The organism is Actinoplanes lobatus, assembly GCF_014205215.1.
Classification (GTDB): Bacteria; Actinomycetota; Actinomycetes; order Mycobacteriales; family Micromonosporaceae; genus Actinoplanes; species Actinoplanes lobatus.
Genome location: NZ_JACHNC010000001.1, coordinates 8,888,324 through 8,908,479 on the forward strand (window position 1 = coordinate 8,888,324; position 20,156 = coordinate 8,908,479).

9 protein-coding genes, 6 tRNA genes and 3 rRNA genes are annotated in these 20,156 nt (G+C 66.1%); 7 read left to right on the forward strand and 11 right to left on the reverse strand.

The genetic code is table 11. The features are described from left to right. Positions 1-48: 48 nt before the first annotated feature. The 6 genes from BJ964_RS40605 to BJ964_RS40630 all read right to left on the reverse strand — a co-directional run bounded on the left by BJ964_RS40605 (position 49) and on the right by BJ964_RS40630 (position 546). Positions 49-121 (reverse strand) — tRNA-Val (locus BJ964_RS40605). Between the two features lie 5 nt (positions 122-126). Further along, positions 127-199, reverse strand: a tRNA-Val gene (locus BJ964_RS40610). A gap of 2 nt (positions 200-201) precedes the next feature. Continuing rightward, a tRNA-Met gene (locus BJ964_RS40615) sits at positions 202-278 on the reverse strand. Position 279: 1 nt separating this feature from the next. Further along, positions 280-352: transfer RNA gene (locus tag BJ964_RS40620), tRNA-Lys, on the reverse strand. 25 nt (positions 353-377) lie between these two features. Further along, positions 378-451, reverse strand: a tRNA-Ala gene (locus tag BJ964_RS40625). A gap of 23 nt (positions 452-474) precedes the next feature. After that, positions 475-546 (reverse strand) — tRNA-Gly (locus BJ964_RS40630). Positions 547-1,267: 721 nt separating this feature from the next. Here BJ964_RS40630 and BJ964_RS40635 point away from each other — a divergent pair. The 4 genes from BJ964_RS40635 to BJ964_RS40650 are packed head-to-tail and all read left to right on the forward strand — an operon-like array spanning position 1,268 to position 8,807. Beyond that, positions 1,268-2,293 carry a multicopper oxidase domain-containing protein gene (locus BJ964_RS40635; protein ID WP_188125632.1) on the forward strand — a complete coding sequence of 342 codons (1,026 nt, stop codon included), beginning with the start codon at positions 1,268-1,270 and terminating at the stop codon, positions 2,291-2,293. Continuing rightward, complete coding sequence (locus BJ964_RS40640) at positions 2,290-6,219, forward strand: ThuA domain-containing protein (RefSeq protein ID WP_188125633.1); 3,930 nt, start codon at positions 2,290-2,292, stop codon at positions 6,217-6,219. Before BJ964_RS40635 ends, BJ964_RS40640 begins: the two co-directional genes overlap by 4 nt. Positions 6,220-6,276: 57 nt before the next feature. Next, positions 6,277-7,794 (forward strand): OmpL47-type beta-barrel domain-containing protein, encoded by a 1,518-nt coding sequence (locus tag BJ964_RS40645; protein WP_223149699.1) that lies wholly within the window; start codon positions 6,277-6,279, stop codon positions 7,792-7,794. 35 nt (positions 7,795-7,829) lie between these two features. Further along, complete coding sequence (locus tag BJ964_RS40650; protein WP_188125634.1) at positions 7,830-8,807, forward strand: hypothetical protein; 978 nt, start codon at positions 7,830-7,832, stop codon at positions 8,805-8,807. An 89-nt stretch (positions 8,808-8,896) separates the two neighbouring features. On the opposite strand, the gene BJ964_RS40655 is transcribed toward BJ964_RS40650, so the two are convergent. Beyond that, positions 8,897-9,595: a hypothetical protein gene (locus BJ964_RS40655; protein ID WP_188125635.1), complete on the reverse strand. Its 699-nt coding sequence runs from the start codon at positions 9,593-9,595 to the stop codon at positions 8,897-8,899. A 36-nt stretch (positions 9,596-9,631) separates the two neighbouring features. Here BJ964_RS40655 and BJ964_RS40660 point away from each other — a divergent pair, with 36 nt between their 5' ends. From BJ964_RS40660 to BJ964_RS40670, 3 genes are all read left to right on the forward strand, one after another. Next, the gene (locus BJ964_RS40660; RefSeq protein ID WP_188125636.1) at positions 9,632-10,402 is read left to right on the forward strand and encodes a hypothetical protein; all 771 of its coding nucleotides are present in this window, start codon (positions 9,632-9,634) and stop codon (positions 10,400-10,402) included. Next, positions 10,399-10,761 (forward strand): GntR family transcriptional regulator, encoded by a 363-nt coding sequence (locus BJ964_RS40665; RefSeq protein WP_188125637.1) that lies wholly within the window; start codon positions 10,399-10,401, stop codon positions 10,759-10,761. Before BJ964_RS40660 ends, BJ964_RS40665 begins: the two co-directional genes overlap by 4 nt. A 410-nt stretch (positions 10,762-11,171) precedes the next feature. Then, the gene (locus BJ964_RS40670) at positions 11,172-13,397 is read left to right on the forward strand and encodes a galactose-binding domain-containing protein (protein ID WP_188125638.1); all 2,226 of its coding nucleotides are present in this window, start codon (positions 11,172-11,174) and stop codon (positions 13,395-13,397) included. A gap of 153 nt (positions 13,398-13,550) precedes the next feature. Here BJ964_RS40670 and BJ964_RS40675 read toward each other — a convergent pair whose 3' ends face one another. From BJ964_RS40675 to BJ964_RS40690, 4 genes are all read right to left on the reverse strand, one after another. Continuing rightward, positions 13,551-14,507 carry a hypothetical protein gene (locus tag BJ964_RS40675; RefSeq protein WP_188125639.1) on the reverse strand — a complete coding sequence of 319 codons (957 nt, stop codon included), beginning with the start codon at positions 14,505-14,507 and terminating at the stop codon, positions 13,551-13,553. Between the two features lie 129 nt (positions 14,508-14,636). Continuing rightward, positions 14,637-14,753, reverse strand: a 5S ribosomal RNA gene (gene rrf / locus BJ964_RS40680). A gap of 104 nt (positions 14,754-14,857) precedes the next feature. Then, positions 14,858-17,967: ribosomal RNA gene (locus tag BJ964_RS40685) — 23S ribosomal RNA — on the reverse strand. Between the two features lie 383 nt (positions 17,968-18,350). Continuing rightward, positions 18,351-19,867 (reverse strand): 16S ribosomal RNA (locus BJ964_RS40690). Together the 16S, 23S and 5S rRNA genes form the textbook arrangement of a ribosomal RNA operon. Positions 19,868-20,156: the final 289 nt, after the last annotated feature.

The following is a 20,156-nucleotide window of genomic DNA, read 5'->3' on the forward strand; positions in this document are numbered from 1 at the left end:
GCCTCACCGCCACCATGCCCGCCGCCGGACATGCCGGTGACGGGGTCGTACCCGTGCCGGGACTCGAACCCGGGACAGCCGGTTTGTAGGACCGGTGCTCTCGCCGCTGAGCTACACGGGCATGCGTGTTCCGGCCTGGAATCGAACCAGGGACCTCCGTCTTGTCGAGGCGGCGCTCTACCAACTGAGCTACCGGAACGGGAGCGGGGACGGGATTTGAACCACGTGATCTCGGACTTATGAGGCCCGCGAGGACGACCGAACTCCTCTACCCCGCAGTACGCCGTCGGGGACTCGAACCCCGGACATGCCGCTTAAGAGGCGGCAGCTCTACCAGCTGAGCTAACGGCGCGTGACGTCCCTTGGGCGGGACTACGTGGACCCGGTCGGAGTCGAACCGACAACCTTCGCTGTGCAAAAGCGTTGCTCTACCAATTGGAGCTACAGGCCCGTGGGTGTTCTGTGCTGGACACGAGCGGCTACGGGGAGTCGAACCCCGGTCTCCGCCATGGCGAGGCGGCGCACTGACCGTTGTGCTAAAGCCGCAAGCACGCTGGTCGCGCGCTTGAAAGTGATGCCGGGGGCCGAACCCCCATCGAAACATGCCATTCGCTGTTGAGTTGAGAGAGAACAATTCCGCTGAACGAATTCAGGGCGTGCATGAATGACACGGCGTTCGATGATGGAACAGCCGCGGGAAAACAGGAAAGCCGCCCGTTCCCCGAGTGCCGAGGTGGGCGGCTAGGACGCAGAATCCGCTGCGCTATCCACTCCACCAACCCGGGCCATGACCTCGCCGGGGCAGTCGCGCCGCCACGACGGGCACGGCATACCCATATCGCTTGGCCCAGGCTCGGGCGGTCACGCAGGTCGGCTGCGTCGACATGACGGTTCAACTCCCTTCGACGATCATGGTGTTGCGGGTTCTTCACCCGCCTCACCGGCGTTGAGATCACTCTGCACCATGCCGGCGGCCCGCGCGACGTATTTATGAGTCGTCCTGTCGTTCACGCCCGTCCGCGGGAGATCAAATATCATGATCGTCGATGTCCTGACCTGGAGCTTTCGCTTCACTCTGCCGTAGTTACGTCAGGAAGACCTTTACTTTCGTCGATCTCATCCATAGATTCTGCTGTATCAGGCATCACTGATATCAGCGAGCCGTTAACGCGACGACGCCCTTCGGCGGGACGCCAGGCCATCCCCATCCTTTTTAGATCTTGGGTGCTCTGCCGCGTCCATTTCGGCTCGAGAGGAACGGAGACGCATGGACGACACCGCCGACCGGACCCGACCAACGTTCTCCCGGCGTTCCCTGATCGCCGCCGGCACGCTGGGCGCCGCCGTACCCGCCATCGGCGGCGCGGCGACCCTGCCGGGCACCCCCGCACGCGCGGTCCTCTCCGTCACCAGACGGGTGACGATCTACGCCGAGGCCCTGCCGGGTGGCCTCTTCGGTTACGGGCTGCAACCCGGGCAGGCCACCGTGCCCGGTCCCGTGCTGGAGATCTACGAGGGGGACACGCTCGAGATCACGCTGGTCAACACCACGAACCAGCGTCTGTCCATCCATCCGCACGGGGTGGACTACAGCACCGGGTCCGACGGCAGTCCGCTGAACGACTCGTACAACGATCCGGGTGAGACACGCACCTACGTGTGGCGTTCACGGGAGATGTTCGCGGCCGCCGGTCGCCGTCTCATGCCGGGCAGCGCCGGTTACTGGCACTACCACGACCACGCCATGGGGACCGACCACGGCACCGCGGGCGTGGCCCGAGGGCTCTACGGCGCGCTGATCGTGCGCCGCCGGGGCGACATCCTGCCGGACAAGCAGTTCACCGTGGTCTTCCACGACATGACGATCAACAACCGGACGGCGCCCGACACGCCCCTGTTCGAGGCCGATCTCGGCCAGCGGGTGGAGTGGATCGCGATCGGGCACGGCAACCTGTTCCACACCTTCCACCTGCACGCGCATCGGTGGGTGGACAACCGCACCGGCATGCTGGAGAGCCTGAGCGACCCCAGTCCGGCGATCGACAACAAGGACCTCAACCCGGGTAGCTCCTTCGGCTTCCAGGTGCTGGCCGGTGAGGGCGTCGGCCCCGGCGCCTGGATGTACCACTGCCACGTGCAGAACCACTCCGACGGCGGCATGGCGGGGATCTTCCTGGTCCGCAACGCGGACGGCAGCATGCCGCCCGGCGCCGAGGAGGCCATCCACCGTTTCCAGGGTCACGCCCACCCCACCTCGGCGGGCCACTCCGATCATCAGGGGGCCAACGGATGAGCGCACGGGCACCACGACGAGGGCTCGCCGTCGTCACGGCGATGGCGCTGGTGATGGGCATGACACCGGCCTTGGGGAGCGCCGTTCCGGCATCGGCCGCCGTGGCGGAGCAGATCTCGGTGATCGTCTTCCACGGCGCGGCGGCGGAGCAGGAGGACCCGGTCACCACCGCCGCGCAGACCATCCAGCAGCTCGGGCAGGCAGCCGGAATCAGCGTCGAGGTCACCAGCGACCCGGCCGTGTTCACGGCCGCGGAACTGGCCGGGCACCGGGCGGTGGTGTTCCTGTCGGCGGGCGGCACGGCCCTGTCGCGTGATCAGGAGAGCGCGCTCACGGCGTACATCAGAGGGGGTGGTGGTTTTGTCGGCATCGCCGACGCGGCGAAGGCGCAGCTGGACTCGGCCTGGTTCACCGGCCTGATCGGCACCCGCCCGGCCGGCGCCGTCCCGGCCGCCGAGCCGGTCGCCAAGGTCGGCGCCAACGCCGAGAATCCGCCCAACGAGACCAAGGAGAAGCTGGCCGACGGCGATGCGAACACCAAATGGCTGGCCCGCAGCACCACCGGCTGGGTGAGTTACGAACTGGCCGCCCCCAAGGCGATCACGGGGTACGCGCTCACCTCGGCCAACGACGCGGCGGGGCGCGACCCCAGGGACTGGTCGTTGCAGACCTCACCGGACGGGCAGACGTGGACCGACGTGGACCGGCGCACCGGGCAGACGTTCCCCGACCGGTTCCAGACCCGCCGCTTCGACCTGGCCGCACCGCAGAACGCGAAGTTCTTCCGGTTGAACGTCACCGCCAACTCCGGTGAACCGCTCATCCAGCTCGCCGAGCTGAGGCTGTTCACCGCCGACAGCACGGCGCCGGGCTCCCCCGCGGTCAACCGTTCCGTCGTCGACGTGCTCGACCGGCGGCATCCGGCCACCGAGGGCCTGCCGGCCACCATCACCCGGGCGGACCGCTGGTACAACTGGTCCCCGAACCCGATCGGTACGGTGCACACCCTCGCCCAGGTCGAGGAGCGCCACTACAACCCGGGGCAGAGCGCCAACGGGCCGTTCCATCCGGTGTCGTGGTGCCGCGACTACGAGGGCGGACGGTCCTTCTACACCGGCATGGGCCACACCGCGGACAGCTACGCCGAAGCCGGCTTCCGGCAGCACCTGACCGGCGCACTGGGCTGGGCGACCGGCATCGTCCGCGGCGACTGCCAGGCGACCATCGCGGCCAACTACCGGACCGAGCGGCTGACCGTGGCCAACCAGAGCGGGCAGCTCGACCAGATCGGCGAACCGCACGGGCTGACCATCGCCGGTGACGGCACGGTCTTCTACGTGGGCAAGGCGGCCTGCCCGAGCGGGCCGGTCGTCAGCTGGGACGACCCCAAGGTCGGGCTGGGTTGCGGCACCATCCACTCCTGGAACCCGCGCACCAGACAGGTCAAGCTGCTGACCACGCTGCCGGTGATGGGCAACCGGGGAAGCGGTTCGGAGCTGGTGAAGAACGAGGAGGGTCTGCTCGGCATCGTGCCGGACCCGCGGTTCGCCGAGAACGGCTGGCTCTACGTCTACTGGATGCCGCACGAGTCGATCGACCGGGTCAAGCGCATCGGGCAGCGCACCGTCAGCCGGTTCACCTACGACCGCGAGACCCAGAGCATCGATCAGGCGACCCGCAAGGACCTGCTGCGGTTCCCGGTGCAGATCCACAGCTGCTGCCACGCCGGCGGCGGCATGGCCTTCGACAGGCAGGGCAATCTGTACGTCGGTTCCGGGGACAGCAACTCGTCGGAGGGTTCGCAGGGGTACTCCGGCAACAACTGGACCCAGGAGTACGCCGGGCTGTCCTTCCAGGACGCGCGCCGTACCGCCGGCAACACCGACGACCTGGCCGGGAAGATCATCCGCATTCATCCGGAGCCGGACGGGACGTACACGATTCCCGAGGGCAACCTCTTTCCGCCCGGTACCGAAAAAGCCCGGCCGGAGATCTACGTGATGGGCGTACGCAACATCGCCCGCCTGCAGATCGACCCGGAACACGACTGGCTGACCGCCGGCTGGGTCGGTCCGGACGCCGCACAGCCGAACCCCGAACTGGGGCCGGCGAAGTACGAGACGGCCACCGTCATCACCTCGGCCGGCAACCAGGGCTGGCCGTACTGCATGGGCAACCGGCAGCCGTACCGTGACCGCAGCACCACCGACGCCACCGTGCTCACCGGCTGGTACGACTGCGACAACCTGAGGAACACCTCACCGCGCAACACCGGCCTGGTGGACATCCCACCCGCCCGGGACAACATGATCTGGTACGCGCCGGGCGGCGGCGGCCCGGTCTTCCCGCCGCGCGCCGACGGCAGCGGCATTCCCACCTACAACGCCGCCGACGCCGTGTACACGCAGCCGTACCTGCGCGGCGGCGGCCAGGCGATCATGTCGGGGCCGACGTACCACCGCGACCGAGTCGACCCCGGCAGCACGGTCGCCTGGCCGGCCTACTGGGACGACAAGTGGTTCATCGGCGACCAGTCCAACTCCGCCAACCGGGTGGCGGTCACCCTCGACCCGGCCGGGGCGCCACCGCAGAGGCCGCCGCTGTTCGGCGAGTCGCTGCGGGCGATCCTGCCCGGCGGCAATGCCGACAACCGGCTGATGAGCTGGATGGACGCCAAGTTCGGCCCGGACGGCGCGCTGTACCTGCTCGACTACGGCGGCGGCTTCTTCAGCCTGCACCCGGCGCAGAAGCTGCTGCGCGTGACCTACACCGGTGGGGCGCCGACCCCCGCGCCGGCCGCGGCTTCGGTGGCGGTGCAGAACAAACCTCTGGCGTACGCCTTCACCGGCTCCCGATCCGGTGGAGTCAGCCACCTGTGGGAGTTCGGCGACGGCGCGAGTTCGGCGGTCGCCGACCCGCAGCACGTGTACGCCGATCCCGGAAGCTACACCGTCCGGCACACCGTGACCTACGCCGACGGTGAGAAGGCCACCGTGACGGTGGCCGTGAACGCCGGATGCGCCGTACCGGACGACCGGACCACCGTGTTCCTGGCCGACAGTGACACCGGGGTGCCGAACAAGGCGGCCGGCGGTGGCTGCACGATCAACGACCTGATCGACGACGAGAGCACCTGGGCCGGCCACGACGGTTTCGTACGCCATGTCACCGCGGTGGCCGGTGAACTCCAGGACGACGGCCTGCTCACCGCCCGGCAGGCGGGCACGCTGACCCGCGCGGCGGCGGCCGGCCCGGTCGGCCGGCCCGGCCACACCGGGTACGAGCCGCTGTTCGACGGCACCGCCCGGTCGCTGCGGGACTGGGTCCAGGCGCCGTCCGGGTCGTTCGGCATCCAACCGGACGGCTCGCTGCGGCCCTCCGGCGGCCTGGGAATGCTCTGGCACACGGGAGAGTTCGGGGACTTCTCGCTGCGGCTCCAGTTCCGCGACGTCGCACCCGGCACGTCGCGCGGCAACAGCGGGGTGTTCACCCGGTTCCCGGACCCGCGAATCCCGGTGGACCAGCGGCCGCCGGGCAGTTGCGGCACGTTCGGCTCGGCACGCACCTCGGCGGCCTGGGTGGCCATCTACTGCGGGCACGAGGTGCAGATCTACGACGGCGACACCGGGGAGCCGCAGAAGACCGGCTCGATCTACAACTTCGACCCGGTGCCGCTGCCGGACGCCCGCGCCACCCCGAAGAACGTGTGGAACGACTACGAGATCCGTGTCGTGGGGCAGCGCTACACCATCATCCGCGACGGCGTGGTGATCAACGAGTTCGACAACACCCCCGGCAAGACGTCGTCACGGGCCTCGGACCCGCCGACCGACCTGCGTCAGTTCCTGCGCGGGCACGTCGGGCTGCAGAACCACGGCGACAACGACCTGATCGAGTTCCGCAACATCCGCGTACGCAAGCTCTGAGCCGGTGGGGCCGGCCGGTGTCCCGGCCGGTCCCACCATCGGGAAAGGTGCCAACACTTGCGAACATCCGTGAGCCGGCGCGCCGGCGCGGCGCTGATCGGCCTGCTGCTCGCCGTGCTGCCGGTCGCCACGCCATCCGCGGTGGCCGGCGACGCACAGACCTTGACCTGGACCGTCGACGACGACATCACCAGATACCGCAGCGCACCGGCCACCGCCGAGGCCGGCGTGACCACCATCGTCTTCGAGAACAGCGCGGCCACCGGCAACACGACCGGGATGCCGCACACCCTGACCTTCGACACCAGCGCCGAGGGCTACAACCACGACGTCACCCTGAACATCCTGGCCGGCCCGTTCGACGTGAACAACGGCCGGCACCAGGCCACCGTCACCCTCACGCCGGGCAGGTACCGCTACTACTGCACCATCCCGGGCCACACCACCATGGTCGGCGAACTCACCGTCACCGGCGGCGGAGGCGGGGACACCACCGCGCCCACGGTGACCGGCGGCGTGACCGGAACCCGCAACGCCGACGGACACTACGTCGGCTCGGCCACCGTCACGGTGACCGCCGCCGACACCGGCTCCGGCGTGCACACCGTGGAATACCAGATGGACGACACCAGCTGGCGGCCGTACACCGCACCGGTCGCGGTCACCGCGATCGGCGACCACGCGGTGCAGTTCCGTGCCGCCGACCACGCCGGCAACGTCTCCCCCACCGGCTCGGTCTCGTTCCGCGTCGTGGCGGGCGACTCCACCCCGCCGACGACGGCCATCGCCCTGACCGGCGACCGGGACACCGCGGGACGCTATCTCGGCGCGGCGACCGCCACTGTCACCGCGGCCGACACCGGGTCGGGCGTGGACCGGGTCGAATACCAGCTCGACGGCGGCGCCTGGAGCGCCTGGACGGCGCCGCTGGTGATCAGCGCCCTCGGCGCGCACATGCTGCACTCACGGGCCACCGACAAGGCCGGCAACGTGTCGGCCGAACAGATGGCGCACTTCACCGTGGTGGAGCGGCCCGTCGAGGACACCACCCCACCCGCGGTCGCCGCCGGCGTGACCGGCCGGCGTGATCCCGCGGGCGACTACATCGGTACGGCGACCGTCACCGTCACCGCCACCGATGCCGGTTCCGGAGTGGACACCGTGGATTACCGGCAGGACTCGGGCGCGTGGACGGCGTACACCTCGCCGCTCGCGGTGAACGTGCCCGGCACCCACACCGTCCGCTACCGGGCGACCGACAACGCCGGCAACACCGCCGCCGAACAGCAGGTGTCGTTCACCGTGGCCGGAACCGGCGCCGATGCCTGCCCGGACTCCGACACCCGGGACACCGTGATCATCGACGGCGCCGACACCCGGGTGCCCAACACCGACTCCGGCAACGGCTGCACCGTCAACGACCTGATCGCCGAGAACGCCCAGTACCCGAACCACGCCGCCTTCGTCCGGCACGTCGAATCCGTCACCGCCGGCCTGGTCACCGCGGGGAAGCTGACCTCACGGCAGGCCGGAGCGATCGTACGGGCCGCCGCACGATCCGGAGTCGGCTCATGACCATCACCCGTACCTCGACGCCCGGGAGCGCACTCATGCGACGTACCGCCGCCCTCGCCGCCCTGACCACCGCCGTCGTCACCGGTTCCCTGCTGCCGTGGCTGTCAGCCGCCAACGCCGGCCTGGTCACGCACTGCATCGGCACCGGCGGTGCGGTGACCGTTCCCAACGACCTGCTCGTTCCCGCCGGGGAGTCGTGCGCGCTGACCGGCACCGTCATCACCGGCAACGTCACCGTGGCGGCCGGCGCCAACCTGGTGATCGACGGCGGCCGGACGGAGGGGACGATCCGCGTCGCCGCGGACGGCTATCTCGACGCCCGCGCCACCACGATCGGCGGCTCCGTGGTCCTGGCGTCCGGCGGCTACGGCGTGTTCCTGAAAGACGCGACGAGCGGCGCGGTCACCGTACGCCCGAAGGGCACCGCGCCGATCGACAGCTTCCTGTTCACCGAAGGCGCACGCATCACCGGCACGGTCAACACCCAGGGCGGGGAGGTACGCCTCGGCGAGGCGACCGAGGTCGCCGGCAATCTCGTCAGCTCCGGCACCTATTACACCGACCTGCACGACTCGTTCGTGGACGGCACGCTGTCGGTGCTCAACAGCAGCACCGGGACCGTCGTGTGCGGAAGTGCCGTGCGCGGCAAGGCGACGTTCGCCGGCAACGTCGGCGGCGTCCAGCTCGGCCCGAACGGCGCCCTGGACAGCTGCGCCTCCGGCGGCTACTTCGGCGGCGACGTCAGCGTCACCGACACCACCGGCGCGACGATCCTGGACGACAACATCATCGACGGTCAGCTGACCGCACACAGCAACGAACCGGCCGCCGTCATCGCCGCGAACAATCGCATCCGCCGCGGGGTGGCCGGGGCGCCACCCGCCACGGCCGCGCAGAGGCAGCAGGCATCGGCGGTGACCACCCCGCGGCAGGAGACGGTCCAGGAACGCGCCGAGGATCGCCGGTCCACGGCCGTGCAGGAGGCGGACGCGGCCGGCCGGGCACACCTGTAACAGGTACCGCTGACTCTCGCGTCCTTCCTCAGCGGATCAGCGTTCGGTGAGGCGTCCACAGTGACGCCTCACCGAACGCCGCGGATCCGCTATCGGCAGACGTGGTCGGCGAGGAACCGCTGCCACGGCACGGCGTCCGGGTCGTCGGTCGTACTGACGTGCCAGCCGCCGGTCGGGTACGGGCGCAGCGGGTACAACGGGACCTCGATCGTGTGCGGCCCGGTCAGGCGCCGGATGCGTACCGGGATCGGCTGGGCCGAGGCAGGCACCGCGCGGCAGTCGGTGACGTGGTAGTAGACCTTGATGCTCAGGGTCTCACCGGGCGGTAACACGTAAGGGCGGTCGGGGGTCAGCGTCTCGCCTCCGGTACGCGTCATCTGCAGGGCTTCGTCGTAGTAGAGGTTGCCGACGGTGACCCGTTCGACCGTCATGCCCGGCCGGTCTTCCTCCACCCCGACGATGGTCAGCGACATCTGGTTGTCGTTCGTGACGTCGAATCCCTGTGCGACGTGCTCGGTCGGCGCCGCGTACCGGCGGTTGACCATGGATTCCGTCTTGGCCAGAGGGTTCGTGGCGTCGCCGTAGACGAACCAGCCGAACCAGCCGGGATGGGCGGTCAGCCGCGGGGCGAGCACCCCGGAACGGTCGATCACCACGGCGGCGACGACCAGAGCGAGCAGCACGGCCGCGATCAGGGCGAGGCGCCGGCGCGTACGCACGGGCAGCATCCCGGTCCGCGGATCCAGCCCACGCCACACCTCATCGGTCAGCACGGAGTCAGACGGCACGGCAGGAATGTATCAGCAACTTGGTACATTGTGGAGATGAGCTTCTGGCTGCTGATCGTCACACTGCCGGTCGCCGTCGCGCTGTTCACCACGGTGCTGACCGATCTCCCGGCGCAACAGGCCGCGGTTCGCCGGTTCGCCGAACGCCAGAACCTCGTGGTCACCGCGGAAAACGGCGCTCGGATCGTCGACTATCTGGCCACGGTCCGGCGCTGGCGCTCAGCCGGGCTCGCCGCCGCGCTCACCGCGTACACGATCGTCGACGTGCGCAACAACCGGCTCAGCCTGAGCGTGACGTTTCTGCTGGCCGGATGGTTCGCCGGCGCGGTGATCGCCGAGGCGCGGCTGGCGGCTCTGCCGCCGGGCCGGCCGGGCGCCGGACTGACGCCGCGCACCGCGGCCCGTTACCTTCCCGCCGCCCAGCGGCACGCGCTGCCTGCCGCGATCCTGGCCTTCGCCGCACTGGCGGCGGCCGGCGACGCGCCATCGGGCCGGCTGGCAGCGCTTTCCGCCGCCGTCGCCGCCGTCACGGCACTGGTGGCCTTGACCGTACGCCGGATCCTGCTGCGCCCACAGCCCGTCGCAACCGCCGGTGTGCTGGCCGCCGACGAGGCGATCCGGTCCCGGTCGTTGCACGCGGTGACCGCCGCCGGAACGACCCTGGTCGCCTACTGCGCCGCGGACCTGCTGCTGCGCGCGGTCGCCGACCGGTCCGCGAATCTCGCGCTGTTGCTGATCCCCGTGGTCGCGATCGGGGTGCCGTGGTGGGGCTGGCGCCAGGGAACCGCCCGGCCACGACCGGCATGATCGTCACCATCGACCCGGGTAGCACCGTCCCGCCGTACGACCAGATCCGGGAACAGCTGGCCACGATGATCCGGGCGGGGGCGTTGGCCGCCGGGGTGCGCCTGCCGTCGATCCGCCAACTCGCAGCCGACCTGGGGCTGGCCCCGAACACGGTGGCCCGCTCCTACCGCGAACTGGAGTCGGCCGGGCTCATCGTCACCCGGGTCGGCCGGGGAACCACGGTGTCGCAGGTTCCCACGCTGCCCGCAGCCGAGCGGCAGCGGCTGCTGCAAGCCGCCGCCGATTCCTACCTCGCCACCGCGGCCCGCCTGGGCAGCACCGTCGACGAAGCGATTGCGGCGCTGCGCTCCAGGGCGTGATCCCATCGACCGAGACCTCGCTTCGGCTTCACCGGCGCCGACGACCTCGCGACCGTCGACGCCACACCGGGCGGGTAACGATGCCGGCGGCGGCGCAGTCGACGTTTCCCATGTGGCCGGCGACAGCGGCAGTGCCGGTGCGCAGGTGACGGCGTTCGTCAAGCAATGATGCCCGCCGCTACGACTGCCACCAGGCTTGATGCGCGCAATAACATTTTTCTCGAAAATATTTTTCGTCATCCCATTCCGGCGCCGCCGACCATTTGTTTTCGGCATATTGACGAACCGCAACGCCGAGGTAACAATTCACTCCACGGAGAGCGCTCTCTCATCGGTGCCGCACGGCACCGCCGTCCCCGCCGTACGTCTGTCCTCACAAACGCGCGGCAACCCGTCCGACAGGCAGGTCCATGACACCCCCGACACTGACTTCCCCACCGCCGCAGACACTCCGCCGCGGGCGGGTCGTACTGAGCGCCGTCCTCGCCGCGACCCTCGGCATCACCGTCGTCTCGGTCGCCACCGACGCCAGTGCCGCGGACGCCCTGATCTCGCAGGGCAAGCCGGCCACCGCCTCGTCCCTCGAGAGCACCGCCTTCCCCGCGTCCAACGCGGTCGACGGCAACACCGGAACCCGCTGGTCCAGCACGTTCGCCGACCCGCAGTGGCTGCAGGTCGACCTGGGCAGCACCCAGTCGATCAGCCAGGTCGTACTGAACTGGGAAGCGGCCTACGCCTCGGCCTTCACCATTCAGACGTCGGCGGACGGCAGCACCTGGACGAACATCAGCCCGGTCACGGTCGGCCAGAACGGCTCGCAGACCCTGAACGTCACCGGTAGCGGCCGGTACGTGCGGATGAACGGCACCACCCGCGCCACCCCGTACGGCTATTCGCTCTGGGAGTTCCAGGTCTTCGGCGGAAGCGGAACCAACCCGTCGCTGCCCACCTCGGACACCCCCGACCTGGGCTCCAACGTGCGCATCTTCGACCCGTCCACACCGGCGGCGACCATCCAGTCGGCGGTGGACCAGGCGTTCAACGCGCAGCTGCGCAGCTCGACCGCGCAGTTCGGATCCCAGCGCCACGTGTTCCTGTTCAAGCCCGGCACCTACGGGCGGGTGTGGGCCAACGTCGGGTTCTACACCTCGCTGGCCGGTCTCGGTCTCAACCCCGACGACGTGACGATCAACGGCGCGGTCAACGTCGACTCCGGCTGGAACTACGGCGACGAGTCCAATGCGACGCAGAACTTCTGGCGCAGCATGGAGAACCTGTCGATCGTGCCCGAGGGCGGCACCAACCGGTGGGCGGTCTCCCAGGCCGCCCCGATGCGCCGGGTGCACATCAAGGGCAACCTGACGTTGGCGCCGTCGAACCAGGACAACGGGCAGGGCTACTCCAGCGGCGGTTACCTGGCCGACTCGGTGGTCGACGGTGTCGTCTCCTCCGGTTCCCAGCAGCAGTGGTACACCCGGGACAGCCGGATCGGGCGCTGGGACGGCGGTGTCTGGAACATGGTGTACTCCGGTGTCCAGGGCGCCCCGGCCAACGCGTTCCCGAACCCGCCGCACACCACCCTGGCGACCACGCCGGTGACGCGGGAGAAGCCTTTCCTGTACGTCGACAGCGCCGGTCTCTACCGTGTCTTCGTACCCGCTCTGCGGCGCGACTCCGCGGGCGCCAACTGGCCGAACACGGCCGGCACGTCGATTCCGATGCGGGAGTTCTACGTCGCCAAGCCCGGTGACAGCGCCGCCCGGATCAACTCGGCTCTGGCCCAGGGCCTGAACCTGTTCTTCACCCCGGGCACCTACACCCTCAACGACACCATCCGGGTCACCCGCGCCAACACCGTGGTCACCGGCATCGGCTTCCCGACCCTGATCCCGGCCGGCGGGGTCGAGGCGCTGAACGTCGCCGACGTCGACGGGGTCAAGATCAGCGGTTTGACCTTCGACGCGGGTACGGTCAACAGCCCCACCCTGATGAGCGTCGGGAGCGCCGGCGTGCACACCGACCACGCCGCGAACCCGGTCAGCGTGCAGGACGTCTTCTTCCGGATCGGCAGCAGCGTCCAGGGCAAGGCCACCACCACCCTCGCCGTGCACAGCGACGACACGATCATCGACCACATCTGGGCCTGGCGGGCCGACCACGGCGGCGCGCCCACCGGCTGGGCGGTCAACACCGGCGACACCGGCCTGCTCGTCAACGGCGACGACGTCCTGGCCACCGGCCTGTTCGTCGAGCACTACCAGAAGTACGAGGTGATCTGGAACGGTAACCGCGGGCGGACGATCTTCTTCCAGAACGAGAAGCCGTACGACGTACCCAACCAGGCCGCCTGGACCGGGCCCCGCGGGAACGGGTACGCCGCCTACAAGGTCGCCGACAACGTCACCGACCACGAACTGTGGGGCGGCGGCTCCTACGCCTTCTTCAGCGCCAACCCCAGCGTGCGGGTGGACCGGGCGTTCGAGGTGCCCAACCGGTCGGGTGTCCGGCTCCGCAGTGTCCTGACCGTGTCGCTCGGTGACGTCGGCACCATCGCCAACGTCGTCAACGACGTCGGTGGCGCCGTCCCCAACCCCGCCGGCAACACCACGCCGCGCAACGTCGTCGCGTACCCCTGATCCCTTGAAGTCACAGCAACACTGATGTGAACGGCGGCCACCGGTGCGACTCGCACCGGTGGCCGCCCTCATCACATCGCCCGGCGGGTGACTGTCCTCAGTGCGGCCTGGCTCGCGAGTGGGCGGCCAACCGTGACGACCGTCAGAACCTGATCAGCTTGGTCGGGCGGTTTCCGAATCCCGGCGGCCGGTACCGATGGGAGGCAGGAGGCAGCCGATGACGATCGCCAGAATCGGCAGCACGGACAGGATGGCGAGCGGCTCCGCCCCGTAGATCACGAAACCGCCCCAGTACACCGAGGGCCCCGGTCCATTGCGTTGGGTGTTGGCCATCAGGGAGCCGGCCTCGGTGGGGATGTTGCCCAGGCAAGCGGGGGCGAGCATCAGCAGCGTGACGGAACAGAGGCCCACGTACGCCCGCTGCATCCCCCGGCTGTGCCGCCGCCAGCGCCGCGAGGTGAAGAGCCCGAGCAGCAGGCCGAGCAGCGCGCCGGCCAGACCGCCGGTGACGGTGTCGCGCAGGTGGCTGGTCGGCTCGGCCCACATCAGGTCGTACCCCAGGGTGGCCGGATTGAATTCGTCAGCCTGGGTGAACTGCGCCGCGGCGAGGTATCCGCCGCGCGTGCCGGTCACCTCGACAGTCGCCAGCGGCGAGGTTTGAATCGTGCTGTGCACGTCCTGCCAGCCGCCCGCACGCATCTGCTCGGCGACGGCGGCGGCGACCTCCTCGGGGCCGGCTTGCGCGGGCGCGGTGCCGGTCACGTGGGCCCGGCCCACCCGTACCCCCGTGCCGCCGTGCAGGGTGTTCTTGCTGTACGGGTTCCAGAAGGTGTGCCGCCCGTAGTAGTCGACCCGGTCGTCGAATGCTCCCGGCAGGACGGTGGGCGCGAGCCGGATCGCGGTGACCCGATCCGGCGCCATCGGGTCCACGTCCCGCCACGCGATCCAGGAGCCGAGCGCGACCCCGCTCAGCCCGCCGAGCAGCGCCGCGAGGATCGCGACCAGAAACGCTCGCCCGCCGAACCCGGCGATCCACCGGCCTCGGCCACCCCGCTGCGGTGGGGTGGGCTGCTGCGCCTGGTCCGGACCACCGGTGTCGAGTAGCGTCATGGCCGCCAATATACGGTCCATCGGCCACATGGCCAGGAAGCCGGCGCCCCACGGTTCCGGCAGTGGCCAACTTTGACAGGCAGAAAGAAAGGCCCACCCCGTCTGGGGTGGGCCTTTCTATCACGTTGAGTCCGGCGGCGTCCTACTCTCCCACACCCTCCCGAGTGCAGTACCATCGGCGCTGAAGGGCTTAGCTACCGGGTTCGGAATGTAACCGGGCGTTTCCCCTCCGCTATGACCACCGAAACAGCCATCAGCGTGGAACAAACCAGCAACCCAAAGTCTTTCAACCCTGGGGTGGTTGTTCGTTTGCTGTGAATCACACAGTGGACGCAAGTAAAATGTTTAGGGTGGTTAAGCCCTCGGCCTATTAGTACCGGTCAACTCAACACGTTACCGTGCTTACATCTCCGGCCTATCAACCCAGTAGTCTAGCTGGGAGCCTTACCCACTCAAAGGTGGTGGGATACCTCATCTCGAAGCAGGCTTCCCGCTTAGATGCTTTCAGCGGTTATCCCTTCCGAACGTAGCCAACCAGCCATGCTCCTGGCGGAACAACTGGCACACCAGAGGTTCGTCCGTCCCGGTCCTCTCGTACTAGGGACAGCCCTTCTCAAGTATCCAACGCGCACGGCGGATAGGGACCGAACTGTCTCACGACGTTCTAAACCCAGCTCGCGTACCGCTTTAATGGGCGAACAGCCCAACCCTTGGGACCTGCTACAGCCCCAGGATGCGACGAGCCGACATCGAGGTGCCAAACCATCCCGTCGATATGGACTCTTGGGGAAGATCAGCCTGTTATCCCCGGGGTACCTTTTATCCGTTGAGCGACACCGCTTCCACACGCAAGTGCCGGATCACTAGTCCCGACTTTCGTCCCTGCTCGACCCGTCAGTCTCACAGTCAAGCTCCCTTGTGCACTTACACTCAACACCTGATTGCCAACCAGGCTGAGGGAACCTTTGGGCGCCTCCGTTACCCTTTAGGAGGCAACCGCCCCAGTTAAACTACCCACCAGACACTGTCCCTCGACCCGATCAGGGCCGCAAGTTAGATACCCAAACCCAACAGAGTGGTATTTCAACAATGACTCCACCCGAACTGGCGTCCGAGCTTCACAGTCTCCCACCTATCCTACACAATTAAATTCAGATACCAATGTCAAGCTATAGTAAAGGTCCCGGGGTCTTTCCGTCCTGCCGCGCGTAACGAGCATCTTTACTCGTACTGCAATTTCGCCGGGCCTGTGGTTGAGACAGTGGGGAAGTCGTTACGCCATTCGTGCAGGTCGGAACTTACCCGACAAGGAATTTCGCTACCTTAGGATGGTTATAGTTACCACCGCCGTTTACTGGCGCTTAAGTTCTCCGCTTCGCCCCGAAGAGCTAACAGGTCCCCTTAACGTTCCAGCACCGGGCAGGCGTCAGTCCATATACATCGTCTTACGACTTGGCATGGACCTGTGTTTTTAGTAAACAGTCGCTTCCCCCTGCTCTCTGCGGCCATACCACGCTCCACCCGCAAGGGGCTTCACGCGTCCGGCCCCCCTTCTCCCTAAGTTACGGGGGCAATTTGCCGAGTTCCTTAACCACAGTTCACCCGTCGCCTCGGTATTCTCTACCTGACCACCTGTGTCGGTTTGGGGTACGGGCCGCTCAGAACATCGCTAGAGGCTTTTCTCGGCAGCATAGGATCAATGACTTCACCAGAACGGCTCGGCATCACGTCTCAGACTATATGCACCGCGGATTTGCCTACGGTACGTCCTACACGCTTACCCCGGCACAACCACCGGCCGGGATCATCTACCTTCCTGCGTCACCCCATCGCTAAACTACTACCCACCAAGTTCCTAGTCTCCATGCTTTTTGGTCCGAAGACCGCCGGCACTTCAAGTAGTTAGTACAGTGAGGTTCGTCTTGGGCGCTCTTTTGCGGGTACGGGAATATCAACCCGTTATCCATCGACTACGCCTCTCGGCCTCGCCTTAGGCCCCGACTCACCCAGGGCGGATTAGCCTGGCCCTGGAACCCTTGGTCATCCGGCGGAAGGGGTTCTCACCCTTCATTCGCTACTCATGCCTGCATTCTCACTCGTGTAGCGTCCACGGCTGGATCACTCCGCCGCTTCACCCGCAACACGACGCTCCCCTACCCATCAACACGCCTGGATCATGATCCGAAAACCATGACCGAGCAAAGTGTCAATGCCACAGCTTCGGCGGTGTGCTTGAGCCCCGCTACATTGTCGGCGCGGAACCACTTGACCAGTGAGCTATTACGCACTCTTTAAAGGGTGGCTGCTTCTAAGCCAACCTCCTGGTTGTCCATGCGATCCCACATCCTTTTCCACTTAGCACACGCTTAGGGGCCTTAGCTGGCGATCTGGGCTGTTTCCCTCTCGACTACGAAGCTTATCCCCCGCAGTCTCACTGCCGCGCTCTCACTTACCGGCATTCGGAGTTTGGCTGATTTCAGTAAGCTTGTGGGCCCCCTAGACCATCCAGTGCTCTACCTCCGGCAAGAAACACGCGACGCTGCACCTAAATGCATTTCGGGGAGAACCAGCTATCACGGAGTTTGATTGGCCTTTCACCCCTAACCACAGGTCATCCCCCAACTTTTCAACGTTGGTGGGTTCGGTCCTCCACGCGGTCTTACCCACGCTTCAACCTGCCCATGGCTAGATCACTCCGCTTCGGGTCTAGAGCATGCGACTAAAAACGCCCTATTAAGACTCGCTTTCGCTACGGCTTCCCCACACGGGTTAACCTCGCCACATGCCACTAACTCGCAGGCTCATTCTTCAAAAGGCACGCCATCACCCCGAAAGGCTCTGACGGATTGTAGGCGAACGGTTTCAGGTACTATTTCACTCCCCTCCCGGGGTACTTTTCACCATTCCCTCACGGTACTTGTCCGCTATCGGTCACCAGGAAGTATTCAGCCTTACCAGGTGGTCCTGGCAGATTCACAGCAGATTCTAGGAGTCCGCTGCTACTCGGGAACACCACAAAGAGGTCATACACTTTCGTCTACCGGGCTCTCACCGTCTACGGCCGACTTTCCCACGTCGTTCGACTAGCATAAGACTTTGTAACTCTTCGACTGTCTGTCAGAACAATCAAGTGGGTCCCACAACCCCTCACGTGCAACGCCTGACAGCTATCACACACGCAAGGTTTAGGCTACATCCGCTTTCGCTCGCCACTACTCACGGAATCACGGTTGTTTTCTCTTCCTACGGGTACTGAGATGTTTCACTTCCCCGCGTTCCCCTCACATGCCCTATGAATTCAGGCATGGATGACACGACATGACTCGTGCCAGGTTTCCCCATTCGGACATCCTGGGATCACAGCTAGGTTGGCAGCTCCCCCAGGCCTATCGCGGCCTCCTACGTCCTTCATCGGCTCCTGGTGCCAAGGCATCCACCGTTCGCCCTTGACAACTTAACCACAGAAAACAAGATGCTCGCGTCCACTGTGCAATTCTCAACCAACGACCAACCCACAACCTGATCCAGCCCAACATCAGCACCACCACGTGGTCGATATGAAGGGCCAGGTCGTGCCTGGCATTGAAAAACAACCACCCATATCTCAGGGCGCCGGCGAACCGGCTAGTTAGGGTTGTTCTTTCAGATACCCAACAGGGTGCTTTCTTTGTCGCCAGAATCCAGCCGCACCGACCCGCGTTCCACGCCACCGAAGCAGCTGTACTAACAAAGGCCGGCCGTTGCCGGTTCTGACTAGCCAGTGTCTCCGCCTGTGAGCACCCCGGTCGAGCATTCGTCGACCGCGGGCTACTGACCCACTTTCGTAGGTTAGTTGCTCCTTAGAAAGGAGGTGATCCAGCCGCACCTTCCGGTACGGCTACCTTGTTACGACTTCGTCCCAATCGCCAGCCCCACCTTCGACGGCTCCCTCCCTTACGGGTTAGGCCACCGGCTTCGGGTGTTGCCGACTTTCGTGACGTGACGGGCGGTGTGTACAAGGCCCGGGAACGTATTCACCGCAGCGTTGCTGATCTGCGATTACTAGCGACTCCGACTTCACGGGGTCGAGTTGCAGACCCCGATCCGAACTGAGACCGGCTTTTTGGGATTCGCTCAACCTCACGGTCTCGCAGCCCTTTGTACCGGCCATTGTAGCATGCGTGAAGCCCTGGACATAAGGGGCATGATGACTTGACGTCATCCCCACCTTCCTCCGAGTTGACCCCGGCAGTCTTCGATGAGTCCCCGCCATTACGCGCTGGCAACATCGAACGAGGGTTGCGCTCGTTGCGGGACTTAACCCAACATCTCACGACACGAGCTGACGACAGCCATGCACCACCTGTGCACGACCCCGAAGGACCCCCCATCTCTGGAGGATTTCCGTGCATGTCAAACCCAGGTAAGGTTCTTCGCGTTGCATCGAATTAATCCGCATGCTCCGCCGCTTGTGCGGGCCCCCGTCAATTCCTTTGAGTTTTAGCCTTGCGGCCGTACTCCCCAGGCGGGGCGCTTAATGCGTTAGCTGCGGCGCAGAAACCCGGAGAGGGTCCCCACACCTAGCGCCCAACGTTTACAGCGTGGACTACCAGGGTATCTAATCCTGTTCGCTCCCCACGCTTTCGCTCCTCAGCGTCAGTATCGGCCCAGAGACCCGCCTTCGCCACCGGTGTTCCTCCTGATATCTGCGCATTTCACCGCTACACCAGGAATTCCAGTCTCCCCTACCGAACTCTAGCCTGCCCGTATCGAATGCAATGTCAGAGTTGAGCCCTGAGATTTCACATTCGACGCGACAAGCCGCCTACGAGCTCTTTACGCCCAATAAATCCGGACAACGCTCGCGCCCTACGTCTTACCGCGGCTGCTGGCACGTAGTTGGCCGGCGCTTCTTCTGCAGGTACCGTCACTTGCGCTTCGTCCCTGCTGAAAGAGGTTTACAACCCGAAGGCCGTCATCCCTCACGCGGCGTCGCTGCATCAGGCTTCCGCCCATTGTGCAATATTCCCCACTGCTGCCTCCCGTAGGAGTCTGGGCCGTGTCTCAGTCCCAGTGTGGCCGGTCGCCCTCTCAGGCCGGCTACCCGTCGTCGCCTTGGTAGGCCATTACCCCACCAACAAGCTGATAGGCCGCGAGTCCATCCCAGACCGAAAAACTTTCCACACAGACTTCATGCGAAGCTGTGTCGTATTCGGTATTAGCCCCCGTTTCCGAGGGTTATCCCAAAGTCCAGGGCAGGTTACTCACGTGTTACTCACCCGTTCGCCGCTCGAGTACCCCGAAGGGCCTTTCCGCTCGACTTGCATGTGTTAAGCACGCCGCCAGCGTTCGTCCTGAGCCAGGATCAAACTCTCCAACAAAATCTGTTGAACAATCGTCCCGGCAACATAAAAGTTGCCAAAGGAATCCTCAACCCGTCCGAAGACAGGCCGGGGTATTGCCATAATTGGCACTGGCTTATCAAGCACCCTGTTGAGTTCTCAAAGAACAACCGCACACCATCAAACCGTTCCGCATTCCGCGGCCCGTTCTCCGGGGCACTCGCTCTACTTTACCCGCCGTTTCCGCCGTGTCAAATCCGCGTTTCGCAACCGAATTCAGCACCACAGAAACTGCACAGGCACCCCAAAAGAAGCACGACGCTAGATC

Excerpts from the sequence above, each read along its gene's own strand:
- BJ964_RS40635 (WP_188125632.1), top strand. The coding sequence starts at position 1,268 with ATGGACGACACCGCCGACCGGACCCGACCAACGTTCTCCCGGCGTTCC.
- BJ964_RS40640 (WP_188125633.1), top strand. The coding sequence starts at position 2,290 with ATGAGCGCACGGGCACCACGACGAGGGCTCGCCGTCGTCACGGCGATG.
- BJ964_RS40650 (WP_188125634.1), top strand. The coding sequence starts at position 7,830 with ATGCGACGTACCGCCGCCCTCGCCGCCCTGACCACCGCCGTCGTCACC.
- BJ964_RS40660 (WP_188125636.1), top strand. The coding sequence starts at position 9,632 with ATGAGCTTCTGGCTGCTGATCGTCACACTGCCGGTCGCCGTCGCGCTG.
- BJ964_RS40665 (WP_188125637.1), top strand. The coding sequence starts at position 10,399 with ATGATCGTCACCATCGACCCGGGTAGCACCGTCCCGCCGTACGACCAG.
- BJ964_RS40670 (WP_188125638.1), top strand. The coding sequence starts at position 11,172 with ATGACACCCCCGACACTGACTTCCCCACCGCCGCAGACACTCCGCCGC.
- BJ964_RS40675 (WP_188125639.1), bottom strand. The coding sequence starts at position 14,507 with ATGACGCTACTCGACACCGGTGGTCCGGACCAGGCGCAGCAGCCCACC.